Raw genomic sequence first — 19,164 nt, 5'->3', positions numbered from 1 at the left:
ATACGGCAACCTCTTTCCATCCTCCTTACTCCTACGCCCCACCCGCTCTTTATGTGATCTGTGTTACATAAATGTGAGTATTGCGCACTGGCGCACATAAAACCCCACCCATTTTTGCAAGCTGCATCACGAAATTCCTCTGAGGCTGGTGGTCCGGGTCTCAGACGCTGCGCTCTCATCCTCCCGCCTCCTCCCCCATAAAAAAGCTGGGGGGTGGAGGATTCACGCCCGTGAGGGATAACGCATAGTCAGTCCATCATGAATGTTGCTGTCGATGACAGGTTGTAACGAAGGGAGAAGGGCATGGCGAGCGTACAGCTGCGAAATGTAACGAAAGCCTGGGGTGACGTGGTGGTATCGAAGGATATCAATCTCGACATTCACGAAGGGGAATTCGTGGTGTTTGTCGGACCATCAGGCTGTGGTAAGTCGACCTTGCTGCGTATGATCGCCGGACTTGAAACCATCACCAGTGGCGACCTGTTTATCGGGGAGACCCGGATGAACGACATTCCGCCCGCCGAACGCGGTGTGGGTATGGTCTTCCAGTCCTATGCGTTATATCCCCATTTATCTGTCGCGGAAAACATGTCGTTTGGCCTCAAACTGGCCGGTGCGAAAAAAGAGGTAATGAACCAGCGTGTTAATCAGGTAGCTGAAGTTCTGCAACTGGCGCACCTGCTGGACCGTAAACCGAAAGCGCTTTCCGGCGGCCAACGTCAGCGTGTGGCGATTGGCCGTACGTTGGTTGCTGAGCCGCGAGTATTTCTGCTGGACGAACCGTTGTCGAACCTTGACGCCGCGTTGCGCGTCCAGATGCGTATTGAAATCTCCCGCCTGCATAAACGTCTTGGCCGCACGATGATTTACGTCACCCACGATCAGGTCGAAGCGATGACCCTGGCAGACAAAATTGTGGTGTTGGATGCCGGTCGTGTGGCGCAGGTCGGTAAACCCCTGGAGCTGTACCACTATCCTGCCGACCGCTTTGTCGCGGGCTTTATCGGTTCGCCAAAAATGAACTTCCTGCCGGTGAAAGTTACCGCAACGGCGATTGATCAGGTGCAGGTTGAATTACCAAACCGCCAGCAAGTCTGGTTACCCGTCGACAGTGCCCGCGTTCAGGTTGGCGCCAATATGTCTTTAGGTATCCGCCCGGAACATCTGCTGCCCAGCGAAATCGCCGATGTCACCCTCGAAGGTGAAGTCCAGGTGGTCGAACAACTTGGTCACGAAACACAAATTCATATCCAGATCCCCGCCATCCGTCAAAACCTGGTTTACCGCCAGAACGACGTGGTGTTGGTAGAAGAGGGTGCCACATTCGCTATCGGCCTGCCGCCAGAGCGTTGCCATCTGTTCCGTGAGGATGGCACTGCATGTCGTCGGTTGCACCAGGAGCCGGGCGTTTAAGGTCCCCATAAAAAACGAAACGCAAAACCATTCGCAGTTTTAGAAGGTGGCAGCGTTTAAAGAAAAGCAATGATCTCAGGAGATAGAACGATGATTACTCTGCGCAAACTTCCTCTGGCGGTTGCTGTGGCAGCAGGCATTATGTCTGTTCAGGCAATGGCTGTGGATTTCCATGGTTATGCTCGTTCCGGTATCGGCTGGACGGGTAGTGGCGGCGAACAACAATGTTTCCAGGCAACAGGTGCACAAAGTAAATACCGTCTCGGTAACGAATGTGAAACCTATGCGGAAATCAAATTAGGCCAGGAAGTGTGGAAAGAAGGCGATAAGAGCTTCTACTTCGACACCAACGTCGCCTACTCCGTAGCACAGCAGAATGACTGGGAAGGGACTGACCCAGCCTTCCGTGAAGCCAACGTGCAGGGTAAAAACCTGATTGAATGGCTGCCAGGCTCTACTATCTGGGCCGGTAAGCGCTTCTACCAACGTCATGACGTGCACATGATCGACTTCTACTACTGGGATATTTCAGGTCCTGGTGCCGGTATTGAAAACATCGATCTGGGCTTCGGTAAACTGTCTCTGGCCGCGAGCCGTTCTCAGGAAGCGGGTGGTTCATACGCGTTCAGCAGCCAGAATATCTATGATCGTACCAAAGACACCGCTAACGACGTATTTGACGTTCGTTTAGCGCAGTTGGCAACGAACACTGATGGTATGTTGGAACTGGGTGTTGACTACGGTCGTGCGAATACGACAGATGATTACAGCCTGGCAGACGGCGCATCAAAAGATGGCTGGATGTTCACCGCTGAACATACCCAGAGCATGCTGAAGGGCTACAACAAGTTTGTTGTTCAGTACGCGACAGACTCCATGACCACGCAGGGTAAAGGTTTGAACCAGGGTTCTTACGGTTCTTCTACCGGTGTTGATAACAACGGTAACAAAGTCGCCAATAACTTTATTAATAACAACGGTAGCCTGGTTCGTATTCTTGACCACGGCGCCATCTCCCTGGGCGACAAATGGGATCTGATGTACGTCGGTATGTATCAGAACCTCGATATGGATAACGATCTGGGTACCGAATGGTACACCGTCGGTATCCGCCCAATGTACAAATGGACGCCAATCATGAGCACCCTGATGGAAGTCGGTTACGACAACGTCAAATCTCAGCAGACTGGCGATCGCAACAGCCAGTACAAAATCACCCTCGCGCAACAGTGGCAGGCTGGCGACAGCATCTGGTCCCGCCCGGCAATTCGTGTCTTCGCAACCTATGCCAAGTGGGATGAGGAGTGGGGCTACGTCAAAAATGGTAACGACGTAACCAAATACGCAGCTGCAACGAACTCTGGTATCAGCACCACCAGCCGTGGTGACAGCGATGAGTGGTCCTTCGGTGCTCAGATGGAAATCTGGTGGTAATTCAGCACTAACCTGACGTAAAGACCGAAAGAGGGGCGTAAGCCCCTCTTGATTACGGTTTAGCGCGCTATTGCCTGGCCACCGCTGAACCCATGCTATCTGAGGTGATAACAATGAAAATGAAGAAAAGTCTCGTTGCCCTTTGTTTATCTGCAGGGTTATTTGCCAGCGCGCCTGGCATCAGCCTGGCTGATGTGAATATTGTTCCGCAGAACACTACCGCGGCGCCTGTTATTCCTACAGCTGCGTTGCAACAGCTAACCTGGACGCCCGTTGATCAATCCAAAACTCAGTCCACGCAGCTTGCGAGCGCGGGCCAGCGTTTGGATGTTGCTGGTATTACCGGTCCGGTCGCGGCCTGGAGCGTACCGGCCAATATTGGTGAGTTGACCCTGACGCTAACCAGTGAAGTAAACAAACAAACCAGCGTATTTGCGCCAAACGTCTTAATTCTTGATCAGAACATGACGCCATCTGCGTTCTTCCCCAGCAGCTATTTCACCTACCAGGAGCCCGGCGTGATGAGTGCCGATCGTCTGGAAGGCGTAATGCGTCTGACGCCAGCGCTGGGCCAGCAAAAACTGTATGTTCTGGTCTTTACGACGGATAAAGACCTCCAACAGACCACGACCCTGCTTGATCCGGCGAAAGCTTATGCCAAGGGCGTCGGTAACGCTGTTCCAGATATTCCGGACCCGATCGCGCGTCATACGACCGATGGTCTGTTGAAATTAAAAGTCAAAACCAGCTCGTCCTCCAGTGTGTTGGTGGGGCCGCTGTTCGGTTCTTCCGGCCCTGGCCCTGTCACTGTCGGCAATACCGCAGCGCCTGCAGTGACTTATGCGGCTCCGGCAGCTGCGGTTGCCGCTCCAGCGCCGCAGCCGGTGAAGAAAAGTGAGCCGATGCTGAACGACACCGAAAGCTATTTTAATCAGGCGATTAAGGATGCCGTGGCGAAAGGCGATGTTGATAAAGCGCTGAAGCTGCTTGATGAAGCTGAACGTCTGGGATCCAAATCAGCCCGATCCACCTTTATCAGCAGTGTAAAAGGCAAGGGGTAAACATCACCCCACATTGTTGATTTTGCAACAACTGGTGCGTCTCCTGGCGCACCTTTTTTTATCCTTCAGTGCGAATTGTTACGCTTATGTTGCTCTGCCGATCACTTAATTGTGTTTGCTCACCCCGTAATGCCTTTTCTGCGATACAATGCCTTTAGGTTATAAATCGGAGAGTAAGGCATGCCACACCCTGCGTTAACGCAACTGCGTGCGCTGCGTTATTTTGATGCGATCCCGGCGCTGGACCCGCAACTGCTCGACTGGTTGTTACTGGAAGATTCCATGACCAAACGTTTTGAGCAGCAGGGCAAAGAAGTCACCGTCACGTTGATTCGCGAAGCGTTCGTTGGGCAAAATGAGGTGGCTGAAGAACTGACGCTGCTGCCCAAAGAGTCCCGCTATTGGTTACGCGAAATCCTTTTATGCGCGGATGGTGAACCCTGGCTTGCCGGACGTACAGTGGTGCCTGAATCCACCCTGTGTGGCCCTGAACTGGCCTTACAAAACCTGGGGAAAACCCCGCTCGGACGCTACCTGTTTACGTCATCGACATTGACCCGAGATTTTATTGAGATTGGCCAAGATGCAGCGCTGTGGGGGCGTCGTTCCCGCCTGCGGCTGAGCGGTAAGCCGTTGATGCTTACTGAGCTTTTTCTGCCTGCATCGCCGTTGTACTGAGAGGAAGATAAAGATGGAGTGGAGTCTGACGCAGAATAAGCTGCTGGCGTTTCACCGCTTGATGCGTACGGATAAGCCAATCGGCGCCTTACTGCTGCTCTGGCCTACGCTGTGGGCATTATGGGTAGCAACCCCTGGTATGCCGCAACTGTGGATCCTGGCGGTTTTTGTCGCCGGCGTATGGTTAATGCGCGCTGCCGGATGCGTGGTGAATGACTATGCCGACAGGAAGTTTGACGGCCATGTTAAACGTACCGCGAATCGACCGCTGCCGAGCGGCGCAGTCACCGAGAAAGAAGCCCGAACGCTGTTTGTCGTATTGGTATTACTGGCCTTCCTGCTGGTCCTGACCCTTAATACGATGACCATTTTGTTGTCCGTTGCGGCATTAGCGCTGGCGTGGGTTTACCCGTTTATGAAGCGCTATACGCATCTGCCGCAGGTGGTGCTGGGGGCGGCGTTTGGCTGGTCGATCCCGATGGCGTTCGCCGCCGTGAGCGAGTCCGTACCGCTGAGCTGCTGGCTGATGTTCCTTGCCAACATCCTCTGGGCTGTGGCCTATGATACGCAGTATGCAATGGTTGACCGCGATGATGACCTGAAGATCGGTATTAAATCGACCGCGATTCTGTTCGGCCAGAACGACAAGCTGATTATTGGTATCCTGCAGGTGGGCGTGCTGGCGCTGATGGCGCTGGTGGGCTGGTTAAACGGGTTGGGACTGGGCTATTACTGGTCTCTGTTAGTGGCTGGGGCGCTGTTTGTGTATCAGCAGAAACTGATCGTCAACCGTGAACGTGACGCCTGCTTTAAAGCGTTTATGAACAATAACTATGTTGGTCTGGTGCTGTTCTTAGGCCTGGCAATGAGCTACTGGCATTTTTGAGTTTGGCTTAGCCTGCAAAATAAAAACCGGTCATTATGACCGGTTTTTTTATGCTTACTCGCCTTGTGTGGCGCTCTCGATGGTCAGACGCACATCCGACGTGACCAGTTCGGCCAGCATCTGATAGATCTTCATCGTCTCTTCCGGTTCGGCATCTCCGGTATCGCTGATATATCCCTCGTCACGCAGCGTCAGCACCAGAGAACTGAACACGGCCTTGTCGAAGAATTCTGGCGCGTTAATGCCGTGCAGGACGGAAAGACGCTGAGCCACGGTGCGGCTCTCTTTCTCCAGCGTACCACGGTTGATAGACGGATTAGCGCTCAGCAGCCAGAAGGTAATAGCATAGCGCTGCAACGTCTCACGAGCACCCGCCGCCAGCAACTGTAGTGTACGGGAGCGTGCCGGATTGATATGCAGTTCGCCATCGTCCAGGGTGATGAGTCCCTGGCGCTGCATTTCGCTGGCCAGTTCGTCGATCACGCCAGCGAGTTCGTCACGCTCCCAGCGCAGGAACAGCTCCGCTTTCAGCATCGGGTATAGCGCTTCAATATGCTGCAGCAGCGCGGCGCGTGAAATATGACGATGCTGAGTTACGATGGCCGCCATTAACGAAGGCAGTACCAGCATATGCGCAATGTTGTTGCGGTAGTACGTCATCAATACCGCCTGCTCGCGCGGCAGAATGATGATGTCGCCGATGGTGTCTTTCTCGACCTCAAACTTGTTCATCTGCAAGGCATGGTCAATCAGTTCACTGGCGCTCTGCGCAGGAACCGTCGCATCCGGGGCATACGGTACGTTGCGCAGCAGACTCAGATAGCAATCGAGTTGTTCAGTCAACTGCTCACGGGTCAGAGAGCGCTGGCGGGAAGCCAGTAACGCGGTACAGCACAGGTTCATGGCGTTGGCTGCGCCTGCGTTGTTAATGCGTACCATCAGATCGGCGGCAATGTTATTTACCGTCGGCGTCAGCCAGGCAGGACGAATAGACTCGATAGGATCGATAGATTCACGCCACTCCGGCACATGCTGGTTGAGGTAAGTCATCAACGGCATCGGCTCGCCAAAGTTAACGTAACCCTGACCCAGATTACGCAGCTTGCTTAAGCCACGCAGCATTTGCGGCAGGCTCTCTTTCTCTTTCGTCGCGCCCCGCAGTTCTTTCGCATACGTGCCCACTTCCATTACGTGCTCGTAGCCGATGTAGATCGGTACGAGGGTAATCGGACGCGTACCGCCGCGCAGCATCGCCTGAATGGTCATCGACAGCGTGCCGGTTTTCGGGTCGAGCAAACGACCAGTACGTGAACGGCCGCCTTCGACAAAGTACTCAACCGAGTAGCCGCGGCTGAACAACTCGCCCAGGTATTCGCGGAAAACAGTGGAATAAAGCTTGTTGCCCTTGAAGGTACGACGAATAAAGAATGCGCCCAGGCGGCGGAAAATCGGACCCGCCGGCCAGAAATTCAGGTTGATGCCTGCCGCGATATGCGGCGGAACCAGACCCTGATGATACAGAACGTACGACAGCAGCATATAGTCCATATGGCTGCGATGGCACGGAACATAGACGATTTCGTGTCCATCGTGCGCCAACTGGCGTACACGCTCTGCATTATGAACGTTAATCCCCTGATACAGACGGTTCCAGGTAAAACCCAGAATACGGTCTGTCAGACGGATCATCTCGTAGGAGAAGTTGGCGGCAATCTCTTCCATCAACGCTATCGCATTTTGCTGCGCTTTTTCGTGGGAGATTTTTTTACTGCGCGCTTCATCTTCTACCGCGCGCGCGATAGCTTTTGAGGCCAACAGCTTGTTGAACAGATCCTGACGGGCAGGGAGGCGCGGACCGACTGCGGCCAGGCGCTGGCGAGCAAAGTGCATACGCGCTACGCGCGCCAGCTTCTGGGCGATAATTTTATCTGTACCGTGTTCATCCGCCATGCGACGCAGGGAAACCGACGGGGAGAAGCGGACAAAGCTGTCGCGACCCAGCCAGGACACAGCAAAGAATTTTTGTACGCCGTTCAGCATACGCAGCGGCGGGTTGACCTCGCCTTTTTCGCGTCCAGGCGCACGGCCAAACATCACCGAAACCGGCACCATCTGCACATCCAGGTCTGGATTGCTGCGATGCAAGTCGAGATAGTTATGGAACAGCTTAATAGACTCTTCTTTTGGCGTGTAATAGGTGAAGACACGTGGGCCGCCGTGAATAAACACGTAGCGCGGCAGTAGAGTTCCGTCTATCTCCAGCGGTTCCAGGGGATCCGGGAGATCGTGCGCCAGACATTGGGCGCGCAGCGTCAGCAAGTCTGCTTTGGAGTTGTACGGTAGGACGTACATAATGGGGCGAGAAGTATCGAGCCCCAATTCCGGTGCAGGTTCCGCCGGAATAGACTTGCTTTTTACCAGCACGCTTAATGGTAAATTCAGTAATTTGTAGTAAATTCGTGGCCAGCCGGACATAAACGATGTAAAGCCTCTGGTTAATAATGCAAATGCGCTGCAAGGATATCAGAAAGTTTAGTGAATTTCTGGTGTATCCGGTCATACTTCGCGCTGCTTTGCCACACCCTGAAACAAACGGGGTAACGTTACAATGACATTGACGCTAATAATGTAAAAAGGTTCTTTTTGATGGCCAATAATACCACTGGATTCACCCGAATTATCAAAGCTGCAGGCTATTCCTGGAAAGGTTTTCGCGCCGCATGGATTAATGAAGCGGCATTTCGCCAGGAAAGCGTTGCCGTTCTGCTAGGCGTTGCCATCGCCTGCTGGCTGGACGTCGACGCCATTACGCGCGTGTTGCTGATTGGTTCCGTGATGCTGGTGATGATCGTTGAAATTCTTAACAGTGCGATAGAGGCGGTGGTTGATCGTATCGGTTCCGAGTACCACGAACTGTCTGGTCGTGCGAAAGATATGGGGTCGGCGGCGGTATTGCTGTCAATTTTTGTCGCCCTGATCACCTGGGGCATCCTGTTGTGGTCGCATTTGCGATAAAGATTCCACAACTTCATCATTCTCCTGTTTTTTGTGCAGTTTGCGGTTCCAAAATCACCTTTAGCTGTATATACTCACAGCATAACTGTATATACACCCAGGGGGCGGAATGAAAGCGTTAACGGCCAGGCAGCAAGAGGTGTTTGATCTTATTAGAGATCACATCAGCCAGACAGGTATGCCACCGACGCGTGCGGAGATCGCGCAGCGTTTGGGGTTCCGTTCCCCAAACGCTGCTGAAGAACATCTGAAAGCGTTGGCGCGTAAAGGCGTGCTGGAAATTGTATCCGGCGCATCGCGTGGTATTCGTCTGTTGCAGGAAGAAGAAGAAGGTTTACCGCTTGTAGGTCGCGTTGCGGCAGGTGAGCCACTTCTGGCGCAGCAACACATTGAAGGCCATTATCAGGTCGATCCTTCACTGTTCAAACCGAACGCCGATTTTCTGCTGCGTGTCAGCGGTATGTCGATGAAAGACATCGGGATTATGGACGGTGATTTGCTGGCTGTGCATAAAACACAGGATGTGCGTAACGGTCAGGTTGTTGTCGCGCGCATTGACGACGAAGTGACGGTGAAACGCCTGAAAAAACAGGGCAACAAGGTTGAGCTTCTGCCAGAAAACAGCGAATTCAAACCGATTGTGGTCGACCTGCGCGAGCAAAACTTCACTATTGAAGGGCTGGCGGTAGGCGTCATTCGTAACGGTGAATGGCTGTAATCACAGGTTGCTTTCCCGACAGCCGGATAAGACGTTTGCGTCGCCATCCGGCAACTAGCCCGGTGGTGCTGTGCTTACCGGGCCTGAACAACATCTTCCAGTACGTCTAACTTCTTTTCAGGCGCTATTTCATGCCTTTCTTTACCTCCTCCGACAAAGCACTCTGGCGTCTAGCCTTACCGATGATCTTCTCCAATATCACCGTTCCCTTGCTGGGATTGGTCGATACTGCGGTCATTGGTCATCTGGATAGCCCGATTTATCTTGGCGGCGTTGCCGTTGGCGCCACCGCGACCAGTTTTCTCTTTATGCTGCTGCTTTTTTTACGCATGAGCACCACGGGCCTTACCGCCCAGGCATTTGGCGCGAAAAATCCGCAGGCACTGGCGCGTGCGCTGGTGCAGCCGCTAATGCTGGCGCTGGGTGCGGGGCTGCTTATCGCACTGTTTCGTACGCCGATTATCGATCTGGCTCTGCATATTGTCGGGGGAAGTGAAGCGGTACTGGAGCAGGCCCGACGTTTCCTGGAAATCCGTTGGTTAAGCGCACCCGCGTCTCTGGCGAATCTGGTGCTGCTCGGCTGGCTGCTTGGCGTTCAGTATGCGCGGGCGCCGGTTATCCTGCTGATAGTCGGTAATGTTCTCAACATTGTGCTCGATTTATGGCTGGTAATGGGCCTGCATATGAACGTGCAGGGAGCGGCGCTGGCGACGGTCACCGCCGAATATACCACCCTGCTGATTGGCCTGATGATGGTACGTAAAGTCCTGCATATGCGCGAAATTTCGCTGGCAATGTTGAAACAGGCGTGGCGTGGCAATTTCCGCCGGTTACTGGCGCTTAACCGCGACATCATGCTGCGCTCGCTGTTGCTGCAGCTCTGTTTTGGTGCCATTACGGTGCTGGGCGCGCGTCTGGGGAGCGATATCATTGCGGTAAATGCTGTTCTGATGACTCTACTGACTTTTACCGCCTACGCGCTGGACGGGTTTGCCTACGCCGTAGAAGCGCATTCTGGTCAGGCCTATGGCGCAAGAGATGGCAGCCAGTTACTGGATGTCTGGCGCGCAGCCTGTCGACAGTCCGGTCTTGTGGCGATTCTGTTTTCGCTGGTTTATGCCCTGTTTGGCGAGCACATTATAGCGTTGCTAACCTCGCTCCCGCAGATTCAACTGCTGGCCGATCGCTATCTTATCTGGCAGGTGATTTTGCCGCTGGTTGGCGTCTGGTGTTATTTGCTGGACGGTATGTTTATCGGCGCAACACGGGCTGCAGAAATGCGCAACAGCATGGCCGTTGCCGCCGCGGGATTCGCATTAACGTTGCTGGCTCTACCGCTGCTGGGTAACCACGGCTTGTGGCTGGCGCTCACCGTATTTCTTGCCCTGCGCGGGCTTTCGCTGGCCTTTATCTGGCGACGTCACTGGCGCAACGGGACGTGGTTCGTTGAAGCCTGACGGTTAAAAATTCTGAATAGTGAATCGAATGCCGAATCAGTGACTACACTTATTCTCACGTCCAGCAGAAAAGATAGCAGAGTTGGACGAGATACTCTGGCTATTCACAACCTAACGATGAGGATTTGATGATGAATAAAGACGAAGTCGGCGGCAACTGGAAACAGTTCAAAGGTAAAGTGAAAGAGCAATGGGGCAAACTGACCGACGATGATATGACGGTCATTGAAGGCAAACGTGACCAACTGGTCGGTAAAGTCCAGGAGCGTTACGGTTATGCAAAAGATCAGGCGGAGAAAGAAGTCACTGACTGGGAAACCCGCAACGATTACCGCTGGTAATTAGTCCCCTCCTGAGAGTACAGGGATGTACGCTCTCTTGCTTAGCGACCGACTTTCTTTTTCACCAGAATTGAGTGGTCATGCTGGCATTCGCCTGGATGCCGACAGGCTTCAACCTCCACGCATGCCGGGCAGAGTCCGTGAGCTTCAATCACGTTATGCCGCAGAGCAAAGCCCATTTTTGCCGCCAGCATATGCATGATGTCTTCCACACCTTCCGCACACTCTTCTTTTACCACGCCACAGCGATCGCAAATAAACATCGCAGAACTGTGGGTCGGTTGATCGAACAGGTGACACAGCACGTAGCTGTTGGTCGATTCCACTTTATGTACAAAACCTTGTTCCAGCAGAAAATCGAGCGCACGATAAACGGTTGGCGGCTTGGCCTGCGGCTCGGTTTCCCGTAGCAGGTCGAGCAGGTCGTAAGCGCTAATGGCGCCTTCCTGCAGGCTCATCAGGCGCAGCACTTCGAGGCGCTGTGGCGTTAGCCGCACGTTGCGTTGCGCACAGAGTTTTTCAGCTTGAGCCAATAACTCCTGCGTGGTGGTTTTGTCCATTTGGCGCCTCGATTTGTGTGAAAGGTTAATCCCTTACTTTATCATGTTCTGCTTAAAACGCCGAGATCCGCCGCTGTGTGCTATACCTGACGCATCGTATTCTGGAGAATCAACATGAAAAGACCCGACTGTATTCGCCACTGGCGAGAGGTGGAGGGGGCTGATGACTCCACCTACCCCGACAGCAATGAACTTTTTGCTATTGGCGCGCCGCTTGCCCGTAAACTGGGGTTAGGAAGACTGGGTATTCATCATGAACGCCTGCCGCCGGGGCGTCGCACATCTTATCCTCATGCGGAAAGCGATGAAGAAGAGTTTATCTATGTGCTGGAAGGCTATCCGGAAGCCTGGATCAACGGTTATTTATGGAAGCTCGAGCCTGGCGACAGCGTCGGTTTTCCGGCTGGAACCGGGGTGTGTCACACCTTTATCAATAACACCAGTGAAGAGGTGCGCCTGCTGGTCGTGGGTGAGGCAAACAAAAAATATAATCGCATTTACTACCCGCTTAACCCGGTCTATGCCGCCACGCGCGAGGATCGCTGGGTGGACCATCCGCCGCAGTTTTTTGGCCCACATGACGGCAAGCCGGGGCGCAAATAACGCACTGTGAGAATATGCTGCGGTAGCCACGATGATGGGGCGCACTATCGCACCGGTCTATGCTATAGTAGCGCCCCTTTTTTAACCGGATGCTTGAATATTCGCCATGCTGCCTGAATCTCAGTCTACCGCTTTTCCCGCTCATCGTTTTTCTATCGCGCCGATGCTCGACTGGACGGACAGACATTGCCGCTACTTTTTGCGCTTACTGTCCCGCCAGACGCTGCTGTATACGGAGATGGTGACCACCGGAGCGATCATTCATGGTAAAGGCGATTATCTGGCGTATAGCGAAGAAGAACATCCGGTCGCGTTGCAACTGGGCGGGAGCGATCCGGCTGCACTGGCGCAGTGTGCGAAGCTCGCTGAACAGCGGGGTTATGACGAAATTAACCTCAACGTGGGTTGTCCTTCCGACCGCGTACAGAATGGCATGTTTGGCGCCTGTCTAATGGGGAATGCGCAACTGGTCGCTGATTGCGTCAAGGCTATGCGCGATGTGGTGTCGATTCCTGTGACGGTGAAGACCCGAATCGGCATTGATGATCAGGACAGCTACGAATTCCTGTGCGACTTCATCAACACGGTGTCTGGCAACGGCGAATGCGAGATGTTTATCATCCACGCCCGCAAGGCCTGGCTGTCCGGGTTAAGCCCGAAAGAAAACCGCGAGATCCCACCGTTGGATTATGACCGTGTTTATCAGTTAAAGCGTGATTTCCCGCATCTGACGATGTCGATCAACGGCGGTATTAAATCGCTGGAAGAAGCGAAAAAGCATCTGCAACATATGGATGGCGTGATGGTGGGGCGTGAAGCCTATCAAAATCCCGGAATTCTGGCGTCGGTCGACCGCGAAATTTTTGCTGCCGCTACCCATGATGCCGATCCGGTCGCCGTGGTGCGTGCCATGTACCCATATATTGAGCGTGAACTGAGTCAGGGCACTTATCTGGGGCATGTGACGCGCCATATGCTGGGACTGTTTCAGGGGATCCCCGGCGCACGTCAGTGGCGTCGTTACCTGAGTGAGAACGCGCATAAAGCCGGAGCCGATATTAACGTCCTGGAACATGCTTTGAAGCTGGTGGCCGATAAGCGTTAGTTTCTCACTAAAAGTTAGTTAATTTCACCACGCCCTGTGCGTTGTCACAGGGTTTTTTGTTTTATAAATCAGTGGATTAACTTTGTCATGTTTCTTGTAAAGGAATGGAGAGTATTTTATTTCGGGAGAGAGTCATGCTGGAACTACTTTTTGTGATTGGATTTTTTATCATGCTGATGGTCACCGGCGTCTCGTTGCTGGGGGTGCTGGCCGCGCTGGTCGTAGCCACCGTCGTCATGTTTTTGGGCGGGCTATTTGCCTTGATGATTAAACTGTTGCCCTGGCTGTTACTGGCCGTTGCCGTGGTGTGGGTGATCAAGGCGATAAAAGCGCCAAAAGTCCCACAGTATCAGCGCAATAACCGCCGATTTTACTAAGGTATTGAGTGGTCCGTCACAACCTGAAACATTGCCTTTAGAACCAAATAGGAATTGATTATCAAATCTGTCACTATTGCCTGGTTAACGAATTCATCGAGCTGTACCCTACATACAGCCGAACTAAAAAAAGAAAGGGCTTCCTGCGGGAAGCCCTAATTCTTTACGGGATCAGCAGACTCGATCCCTGCGTGGCGCGACTTTCCAGCACTTCATGAGCACGCTGCGCGTCGTGCAGCGCAAATGCCTGACCAGGTGCGACATCCACTTTGATCACCCCGCTGGCAATCAGCGAGAACAGCTCATTGCTGGCTTCGGTTAATTCATGGTGGTTGGTGATGTAACCCTGCAGAGAGGGACGGGTCACGTATAGCGAACCTTTCTGATTCAGAATCCCTAAATTTACACCGGTCACTGGTCCGGACGCGTTGCCAAAACTGACCATCAGTCCGCGGCGCTGCAGACAATCGAGAGAGGCCTCCCAGGTATCTTTCCCCACCGAGTCGTACACCACCCGCACTTTTTTACCGCCGGTGATCTCTTTTACCCGCTCAATAATGCTTTCTTCACGATAGTTAATTACCTGCCACGCCCCGGCCTGCTGCGCAATTTGCGCTTTTTGCGCATTGCCGACGGTGCCAATCAGTTTCGCTCCCAACGCTTTCGCCCACTGACAAGCGATCAGACCGACGCCACCTGCGGCTGCGTGGAATAAAAACGGTTCGTCAGGCTGGATTTCATAGGTTTTGCGTAACAGGTAAAAAACGGTCAGCCCCTTCAGAAACGAGGCGGCTGCCTGTTCAAATGAGATAGCGTTAGGCAGAATAGCGGCTTTATCAGCCGGCACGTTATGCACTGAGCTGTAAGCGCCAAGCGCAGACTGAGCATACACCACGCGATCGCCAGCTTTAATGTGCGTCACTTTGTTGCCAACTTTGCTGACCACGCCCGCGGCTTCGGTACCCAGACCGCTGGGCAGAGAAGGTGGTGGATAAAGACCACTGCGGATGTAGGTGTCGATGTAGTTGATCCCAATCGCTTTATTCTCGACCTGGATTTCGTTTTCCGCCGGGTCAACTGGCGTAAACTCCACAGCCTTGAGTACATCAGGCCCACCATGCTTGTGAAATTCAATACGTGTTGCCATGCTTCCTCCAAAAGAAATGTGGTAATCTTTCGACCCAATCATTATCTCGGTAACTCCATTCACTATGGCAGGAAATAAACCCTTCAACAAACAACAGACTGATGCTCGTGAGCGCGATCCCCAGGTCGCCGGGCTGAAAGTACCGCCGCACTCGATTGAAGCGGAACAGTCGGTGTTGGGCGGTTTAATGCTGGATAACGAACGCTGGGATGACGTGGCCGAACGCGTGGTGGCGGAAGATTTTTATACCCGCCCGCACCGGCATATCTTCACGGAAATGCATCGCCTGCAGGAGATGGGAAAACCCATCGATCTGATTACCCTGGCAGAGTCGCTGGAGGTTCAGGGCCAACTGGACAGCGTCGGCGGTTTTGCGTACCTGGCTGAGTTATCGAAAAATACGCCAAGTGCGGCCAACATTAGCGCTTATGCGGATATCGTTCGCGAACGTGCCGTTGTCCGTGACATGATTTCGGTCGCGAACGAAATTGCGGAAGCCGGATTCGATCCGCAAGGACGTTCCAGTGAAGACCTGCTGGATCTCGCGGAGTCTCGCGTCTTTAAAATCGCTGAAAGTCGCGCCAACAAAGACGAAGGCCCGAAAAACATTACCGATGTGCTCGACGCCACCGTCGCGCGTATCGAGCAGCTATTCCAGCAGCCGCACGACGGCGTTACCGGGGTGAACACCGGTTATGACGACCTCAACAAAAAAACCGCTGGTTTGCAGCCGTCAGACCTCATCATCGTCGCTGCGCGTCCGTCGATGGGTAAAACGACATTTGCAATGAACCTCGTCGAAAATGCGGCGATGTTGCAGGATAAGCCAGTTCTTATCTTTAGTCTGGAAATGCCCTCAGAACAGATCATGATGCGTTCCCTGGCCTCGCTCTCACGCGTAGACCAGACCAAAATCCGTACCGGTCAACTGGATGACGAAGACTGGGCGCGAATTTCCGGAACAATGGGTATTTTGCTGGAGAAACGAAACATCTATATTGATGACTCTTCCGGCCTGACGCCAACGGAAGTGCGTTCGCGTGCCCGTCGTATCGCCCGTGAACACGGCGGTATCGGACTTATCATGATCGACTACCTGCAGCTGATGCGCGTGCCGTCGCTTTCCGACAACCGTACGCTGGAAATTGCTGAAATTTCCCGCTCGCTGAAAGCGTTAGCGAAAGAACTGCATGTACCGGTGGTGGCGCTGTCGCAGCTTAACCGCTCTCTGGAACAACGCGCCGACAAGCGTCCGGTCAACTCAGATCTGCGTGAATCCGGTTCCATCGAGCAGGATGCCGACTTAATCATGTTTATCTATCGTGATGAGGTTTATCACGAAAACAGCGACCTGAAAGGGATCGCAGAAATCATTATTGGTAAGCAACGTAACGGTCCGATCGGAACGGTTCGCCTGACGTTTAACGGACAGTGGTCGCGATTCGACAACTATGCCGGTCCTCAATATGACGATGAGTAATTTCTAAGGAATACAAATGCAAGCGGCAACTGTAGTTATTAACCGCCGCGCTCTGCGACACAACCTGCAACGTCTGCGTGAACTGGCTCCTGCCAGTAAACTGGTTGCGGTCGTGAAAGCGAACGCCTACGGCCATGGTCTGTTAGAGACCGCGCGAACGCTCCCCGATGCGGACGCTTTTGGTGTCGCTCGTCTTGAAGAAGCCCTGCGGCTGCGCGCGGGGGGCATCACGCAGCCCATCCTGCTGCTGGAGGGGTTTTTTGATGCCTCCGATCTACCGACTATTTCCGCGCAGCGTCTGCATACTGCCGTCCACAACCTGGAGCAGCTCGAGGCCCTGGAGGCCGCAAAACTGGCTGAACCCGTTACCGTCTGGATGAAGCTCGACACCGGTATGCACCGCCTGGGCGTACGCCCTGAGCAGGCCGAGGCGTTTTATCAGCGCCTGACGCAATGTGAAAATGTGCGCCAGCCGGTCAATATCGTCAGCCACTTTGCACGCGCGGACGAGCCTGAGTGTGGCGCGACTGAAAAGCAGCTCGATATCTTTAATCGCTTCTGTGAAGGCAAACCGGGGCAGCGTTCGATTGCCGCATCCGGTGGTATTCTGCTGTGGCCGCAGTCTCACTTCGACTGGGCGCGTCCGGGGCTGATTCTGTACGGCGTATCACCGCTGGAAAACCACTCTATCGGCGCCGATTTTGGCTGCCAGCCGGTGATGTCGCTAACCTCCAGCCTGATTGCGGTGCGTGAGCACAAAGCGGGCGAGCCGGTTGGTTATGGTGGTACCTGGCAGAGCGAGCGCGACACGCGTTTAGGCGTGGTGGCGATGGGTTATGGCGATGGTTACCCGCGTGCGGCGCCGTCTGGGACACCGGTGCTGGTCAATGGCCGTGAAGTGCCGATCGTGGGTCGCGTCGCGATGGATATGATCTGCGTCGATTTAGGTCCCGAGGCGCAGGATAAGGCTGGTGATTCTGTGATTCTTTGGGGTGAAGGTTTGCCCGTTGAACGCATTGCTGAAATGACGAAAGTTAGTGCTTACGAACTTATCACACGCCTGACCTCAAGGGTGGCGATGAAGTATATCGACTAAGTTCATGATATGCCGGACAGGCGGGAACCCCGCCATCCGGCAATATGCTCGCCAACTGCAACATCCTCTCGATCTTCTTCCGCTTCCGGTTTATTGTGTTCTTATCCTCTGCCTGTAAACCTGGAGAACCACCTCGTGTTTCAAAAAGTTGACGCCTACGCTGGCGACCCGATTTTATCGCTCATGGAGCGATTCAAAGAAGATTCACGTAGCGACAAAGTGAACCTCAGCATTGGCCTGTACTACAACGAAGACGGCATTATTCCTCAGCTTAAAGCGGTGGCGGAGGCGGAAGCCCGACTCAATGCCAAACCGCATGGCGCTTCGTTGTATCTACCGATGGAAGGTCTGAACACGTATCGCCATACCATTGCGCCGCTGTTGTTTGGCGCGGATCATCCGGTTCTCCAGCAACAGCGTGTCGCAACCATTCAGACGCTGGGTGGTTCCGGGGCGCTAAAAATTGGCGCAGACTTCCTGAAACGCTATTTCCCTGACTCTGGTGTGTGGGTTAGCGATCCGACATGGGAAAACCATATCGCGATTTTTGAAGGGGCTGGATTCGAAGTGAGTACTTACCCCTGGTATGACAACGAAACCAACGGGGTACGTTTCAATGACCTGCTGGCCACGCTGAATACCTTACCGGCGCGCAGCATCGTGCTGCTGCATCCGTGCTGCCATAACCCGACCGGTGCAGATTTAACCCCTGCGCAATGGGATGCGGTTATTGAGATTCTGAAATCGCGCGATCTGATCCCGTTCCTCGACATTGCTTATCAGGGCTTTGGTGGCGGAATGCAAGACGATGCTTACGCGATCCGCGCCATTGCCAGCGCCGGGTTACCGGCTCTGGTCAGTAACTCATTCTCGAAAATCTTCTCTTTATACGGCGAGCGCGTCGGTGGGTTGTCTGTGGTATGTGAAGACGCCGATGCGGCAAGCCGCGTTCTGGGGCAATTAAAAGCGACCGTACGTCGTAACTACTCCAGCCCGCCGAACTTTGGTGCGCAGGTGGTCGCTACGGTACTGGGTGACGACGCGCTGAAAGCCAGCTGGCTTGCAGAAGTCGAAGAGATGCGGACCCGCATCCTGGCAATGCGCCAGGAGCTGGTTAACGTGCTGAGTGCTGAAATCCCTGACCGTAACTTTGATTACCTGCTGCAACAGCGCGGAATGTTCAGCTATACCGGGCTTAGCGCCGCTCAGGTCGATCGCCTGCGTGATGAGTTTGGCGTGTACCTGATTGCCAGCGGTCGTATGTGCGTGGCCGGATTGAATCACGCTAACGTGCAGCGCGTGGCGAAGGCATTTGCTGCCGTTATTTAACCAGGTTTGTTATTTCTCGCACAGTGTTGCCGGATGGCGGCGTAACGCCTTATCCGGCCTACAAAGGCAGTGGATTTTTCGTTTGTAGGCCTGATGAGCGTTGCGCTATCAGGCACGCTTTTCTGTGTGATCGTGCTCTTTTTCTGTAACAAAACCAGAGAAAATCCTTCCTTTCCCTTCCCTCAGGGGGTAAGGTCAGATAGTTTTTTGACCAGTTGTTAATAAAAAAATGATAACTAACTGACTACTTAGGGAAAAATATGCGCAAGCTTACGTTGGCACTGAGTGCCGTTTGTTTATTGTTCACGTTAAATCAGCCTGCTCAGGCATTAGTTTCTTCTCCCTCGCAGCTCAATCCAGGCACCAACGTTGCAAAACTCGCCGAGCAGGCTCCCATTCACTGGGTTTCCGTGGCGCAAATTGAAAACAGTCTGACAGGCCGCCCGCCGATGGCCGTCGGGGTT

At 53.6% G+C, this 19,164-nt stretch carries 18 protein-coding genes and 1 pseudogene; 16 read left to right on the top strand and 3 right to left on the bottom strand.

All coding sequences use genetic code 11. The features are described from left to right. Positions 1-303 precede the first annotated feature (303 nt). The 5 genes from malK to ubiA all read left to right on the top strand — a co-directional run bounded on the left by malK (position 304) and on the right by ubiA (position 5,472). The gene (malK, locus tag FDW92_RS22745; protein WP_038636246.1) at positions 304-1,413 is read left to right on the top strand and encodes a maltose/maltodextrin ABC transporter ATP-binding protein MalK; all 1,110 of its coding nucleotides are present in this window, start codon (positions 304-306) and stop codon (positions 1,411-1,413) included. Between the two features lie 90 nt (positions 1,414-1,503). After that, positions 1,504-2,847 carry a maltoporin gene (locus FDW92_RS22740; RefSeq protein ID WP_042313008.1) on the top strand — a complete coding sequence of 448 codons (1,344 nt, stop codon included), beginning with the start codon at positions 1,504-1,506 and terminating at the stop codon, positions 2,845-2,847. Between the two features lie 113 nt (positions 2,848-2,960). Further along, positions 2,961-3,908, top strand: coding sequence for a maltose operon protein MalM (gene malM, locus FDW92_RS22735; RefSeq protein WP_042313006.1), 948 nt, complete (start codon positions 2,961-2,963; stop codon positions 3,906-3,908). A 180-nt stretch (positions 3,909-4,088) separates the two neighbouring features. Next, the gene (ubiC, locus tag FDW92_RS22730; RefSeq protein WP_042313004.1) at positions 4,089-4,586 is read left to right on the top strand and encodes a chorismate lyase; all 498 of its coding nucleotides are present in this window, start codon (positions 4,089-4,091) and stop codon (positions 4,584-4,586) included. Between the two features lie 13 nt (positions 4,587-4,599). Next, complete coding sequence (gene ubiA, locus FDW92_RS22725; protein ID WP_042313002.1) at positions 4,600-5,472, top strand: 4-hydroxybenzoate octaprenyltransferase; 873 nt, start codon at positions 4,600-4,602, stop codon at positions 5,470-5,472. A gap of 54 nt (positions 5,473-5,526) precedes the next feature. Here ubiA and plsB read toward each other — a convergent pair whose 3' ends face one another. Further along, on the bottom strand, positions 5,527-7,947 hold the full coding sequence (gene plsB / locus FDW92_RS22720; RefSeq protein WP_042313000.1) for a glycerol-3-phosphate 1-O-acyltransferase PlsB: 2,421 nt from the start codon (positions 7,945-7,947) through the stop codon (positions 5,527-5,529). Positions 7,948-8,118: 171 nt separating this feature from the next. Here plsB and FDW92_RS22715 point away from each other — a divergent pair, with 171 nt between their 5' ends. The 4 genes from FDW92_RS22715 to FDW92_RS22700 all read left to right on the top strand — a co-directional run bounded on the left by FDW92_RS22715 (position 8,119) and on the right by FDW92_RS22700 (position 11,003). Continuing rightward, positions 8,119-8,487 carry a diacylglycerol kinase gene (locus tag FDW92_RS22715; protein ID WP_003826594.1) on the top strand — a complete coding sequence of 123 codons (369 nt, stop codon included), beginning with the start codon at positions 8,119-8,121 and terminating at the stop codon, positions 8,485-8,487. 109 nt (positions 8,488-8,596) lie between these two features. Then, positions 8,597-9,205, top strand: a complete 609-nt coding sequence (gene lexA, locus FDW92_RS22710) for a transcriptional repressor LexA (protein WP_003826596.1) — start codon at positions 8,597-8,599, stop codon at positions 9,203-9,205. A 131-nt stretch (positions 9,206-9,336) separates the two neighbouring features. Then, positions 9,337-10,662 carry an MATE family efflux transporter DinF gene (gene dinF / locus FDW92_RS22705; RefSeq protein ID WP_042312997.1) on the top strand — a complete coding sequence of 442 codons (1,326 nt, stop codon included), beginning with the start codon at positions 9,337-9,339 and terminating at the stop codon, positions 10,660-10,662. A 131-nt stretch (positions 10,663-10,793) separates the two neighbouring features. After that, the gene (locus FDW92_RS22700) at positions 10,794-11,003 is read left to right on the top strand and encodes a CsbD family protein (RefSeq protein WP_006688302.1); all 210 of its coding nucleotides are present in this window, start codon (positions 10,794-10,796) and stop codon (positions 11,001-11,003) included. Positions 11,004-11,044: 41 nt separating this feature from the next. Here FDW92_RS22700 and zur read toward each other — a convergent pair whose 3' ends face one another. Further along, positions 11,045-11,563: a zinc uptake transcriptional repressor Zur gene (gene zur / locus FDW92_RS22695; RefSeq protein WP_038636258.1), complete on the bottom strand. Its 519-nt coding sequence runs from the start codon at positions 11,561-11,563 to the stop codon at positions 11,045-11,047. Positions 11,564-11,677: 114 nt separating this feature from the next. Between zur and FDW92_RS22690 the strand changes: the two genes are divergently transcribed. The 3 genes from FDW92_RS22690 to pspG all read left to right on the top strand — a co-directional run bounded on the left by FDW92_RS22690 (position 11,678) and on the right by pspG (position 13,648). Then, positions 11,678-12,166 carry a cupin domain-containing protein gene (locus FDW92_RS22690; RefSeq protein ID WP_038636260.1) on the top strand — a complete coding sequence of 163 codons (489 nt, stop codon included), beginning with the start codon at positions 11,678-11,680 and terminating at the stop codon, positions 12,164-12,166. A 106-nt stretch (positions 12,167-12,272) separates the two neighbouring features. Beyond that, positions 12,273-13,271 (top strand): tRNA dihydrouridine(20/20a) synthase DusA, encoded by a 999-nt coding sequence (gene dusA / locus FDW92_RS22685; RefSeq protein WP_038636262.1) that lies wholly within the window; start codon positions 12,273-12,275, stop codon positions 13,269-13,271. Between the two features lie 134 nt (positions 13,272-13,405). Continuing rightward, a complete protein-coding gene (pspG, locus tag FDW92_RS22680) occupies positions 13,406-13,648 on the top strand; it encodes an envelope stress response protein PspG (RefSeq protein ID WP_016155352.1) in 243 nt (80 codons plus the stop codon). Positions 13,649-13,811: 163 nt separating this feature from the next. Here the strand turns inward: pspG and FDW92_RS22675 are convergent, their stop codons facing one another. Then, a complete protein-coding gene (locus FDW92_RS22675) occupies positions 13,812-14,795 on the bottom strand; it encodes a quinone oxidoreductase (protein ID WP_042313083.1) in 984 nt (327 codons plus the stop codon). Positions 14,796-14,859: 64 nt separating this feature from the next. Here FDW92_RS22675 and dnaB point away from each other — a divergent pair, with 64 nt between their 5' ends. From dnaB to aphA, 4 genes and pseudogenes are all read left to right on the top strand, one after another. Further along, on the top strand, positions 14,860-16,275 hold the full coding sequence (gene dnaB, locus FDW92_RS22670) for a replicative DNA helicase (RefSeq protein WP_003826610.1): 1,416 nt from the start codon (positions 14,860-14,862) through the stop codon (positions 16,273-16,275). A gap of 16 nt (positions 16,276-16,291) precedes the next feature. Beyond that, positions 16,292-17,371, top strand: a complete 1,080-nt coding sequence (gene alr, locus FDW92_RS22665; RefSeq protein WP_042312992.1) for an alanine racemase — start codon at positions 16,292-16,294, stop codon at positions 17,369-17,371. A gap of 135 nt (positions 17,372-17,506) precedes the next feature. Beyond that, the gene (gene tyrB, locus FDW92_RS22660; protein ID WP_042312990.1) at positions 17,507-18,700 is read left to right on the top strand and encodes an aromatic amino acid transaminase; all 1,194 of its coding nucleotides are present in this window, start codon (positions 17,507-17,509) and stop codon (positions 18,698-18,700) included. 260 nt (positions 18,701-18,960) lie between these two features. Next, positions 18,961-19,164, top strand: a pseudogene (aphA, locus tag FDW92_RS23290) (acid phosphatase AphA); the annotation flags it as partial.

It is taken from the genome of Citrobacter sp. wls706, assembly GCF_005281305.1.
Taxonomy (GTDB): Bacteria; Pseudomonadota; Gammaproteobacteria; order Enterobacterales; family Enterobacteriaceae; genus Citrobacter; species Citrobacter werkmanii.
The sequence above is the reverse complement of the archived record's forward strand: the minus strand, read 5'-3'. Positions and strand labels throughout refer to the sequence as shown.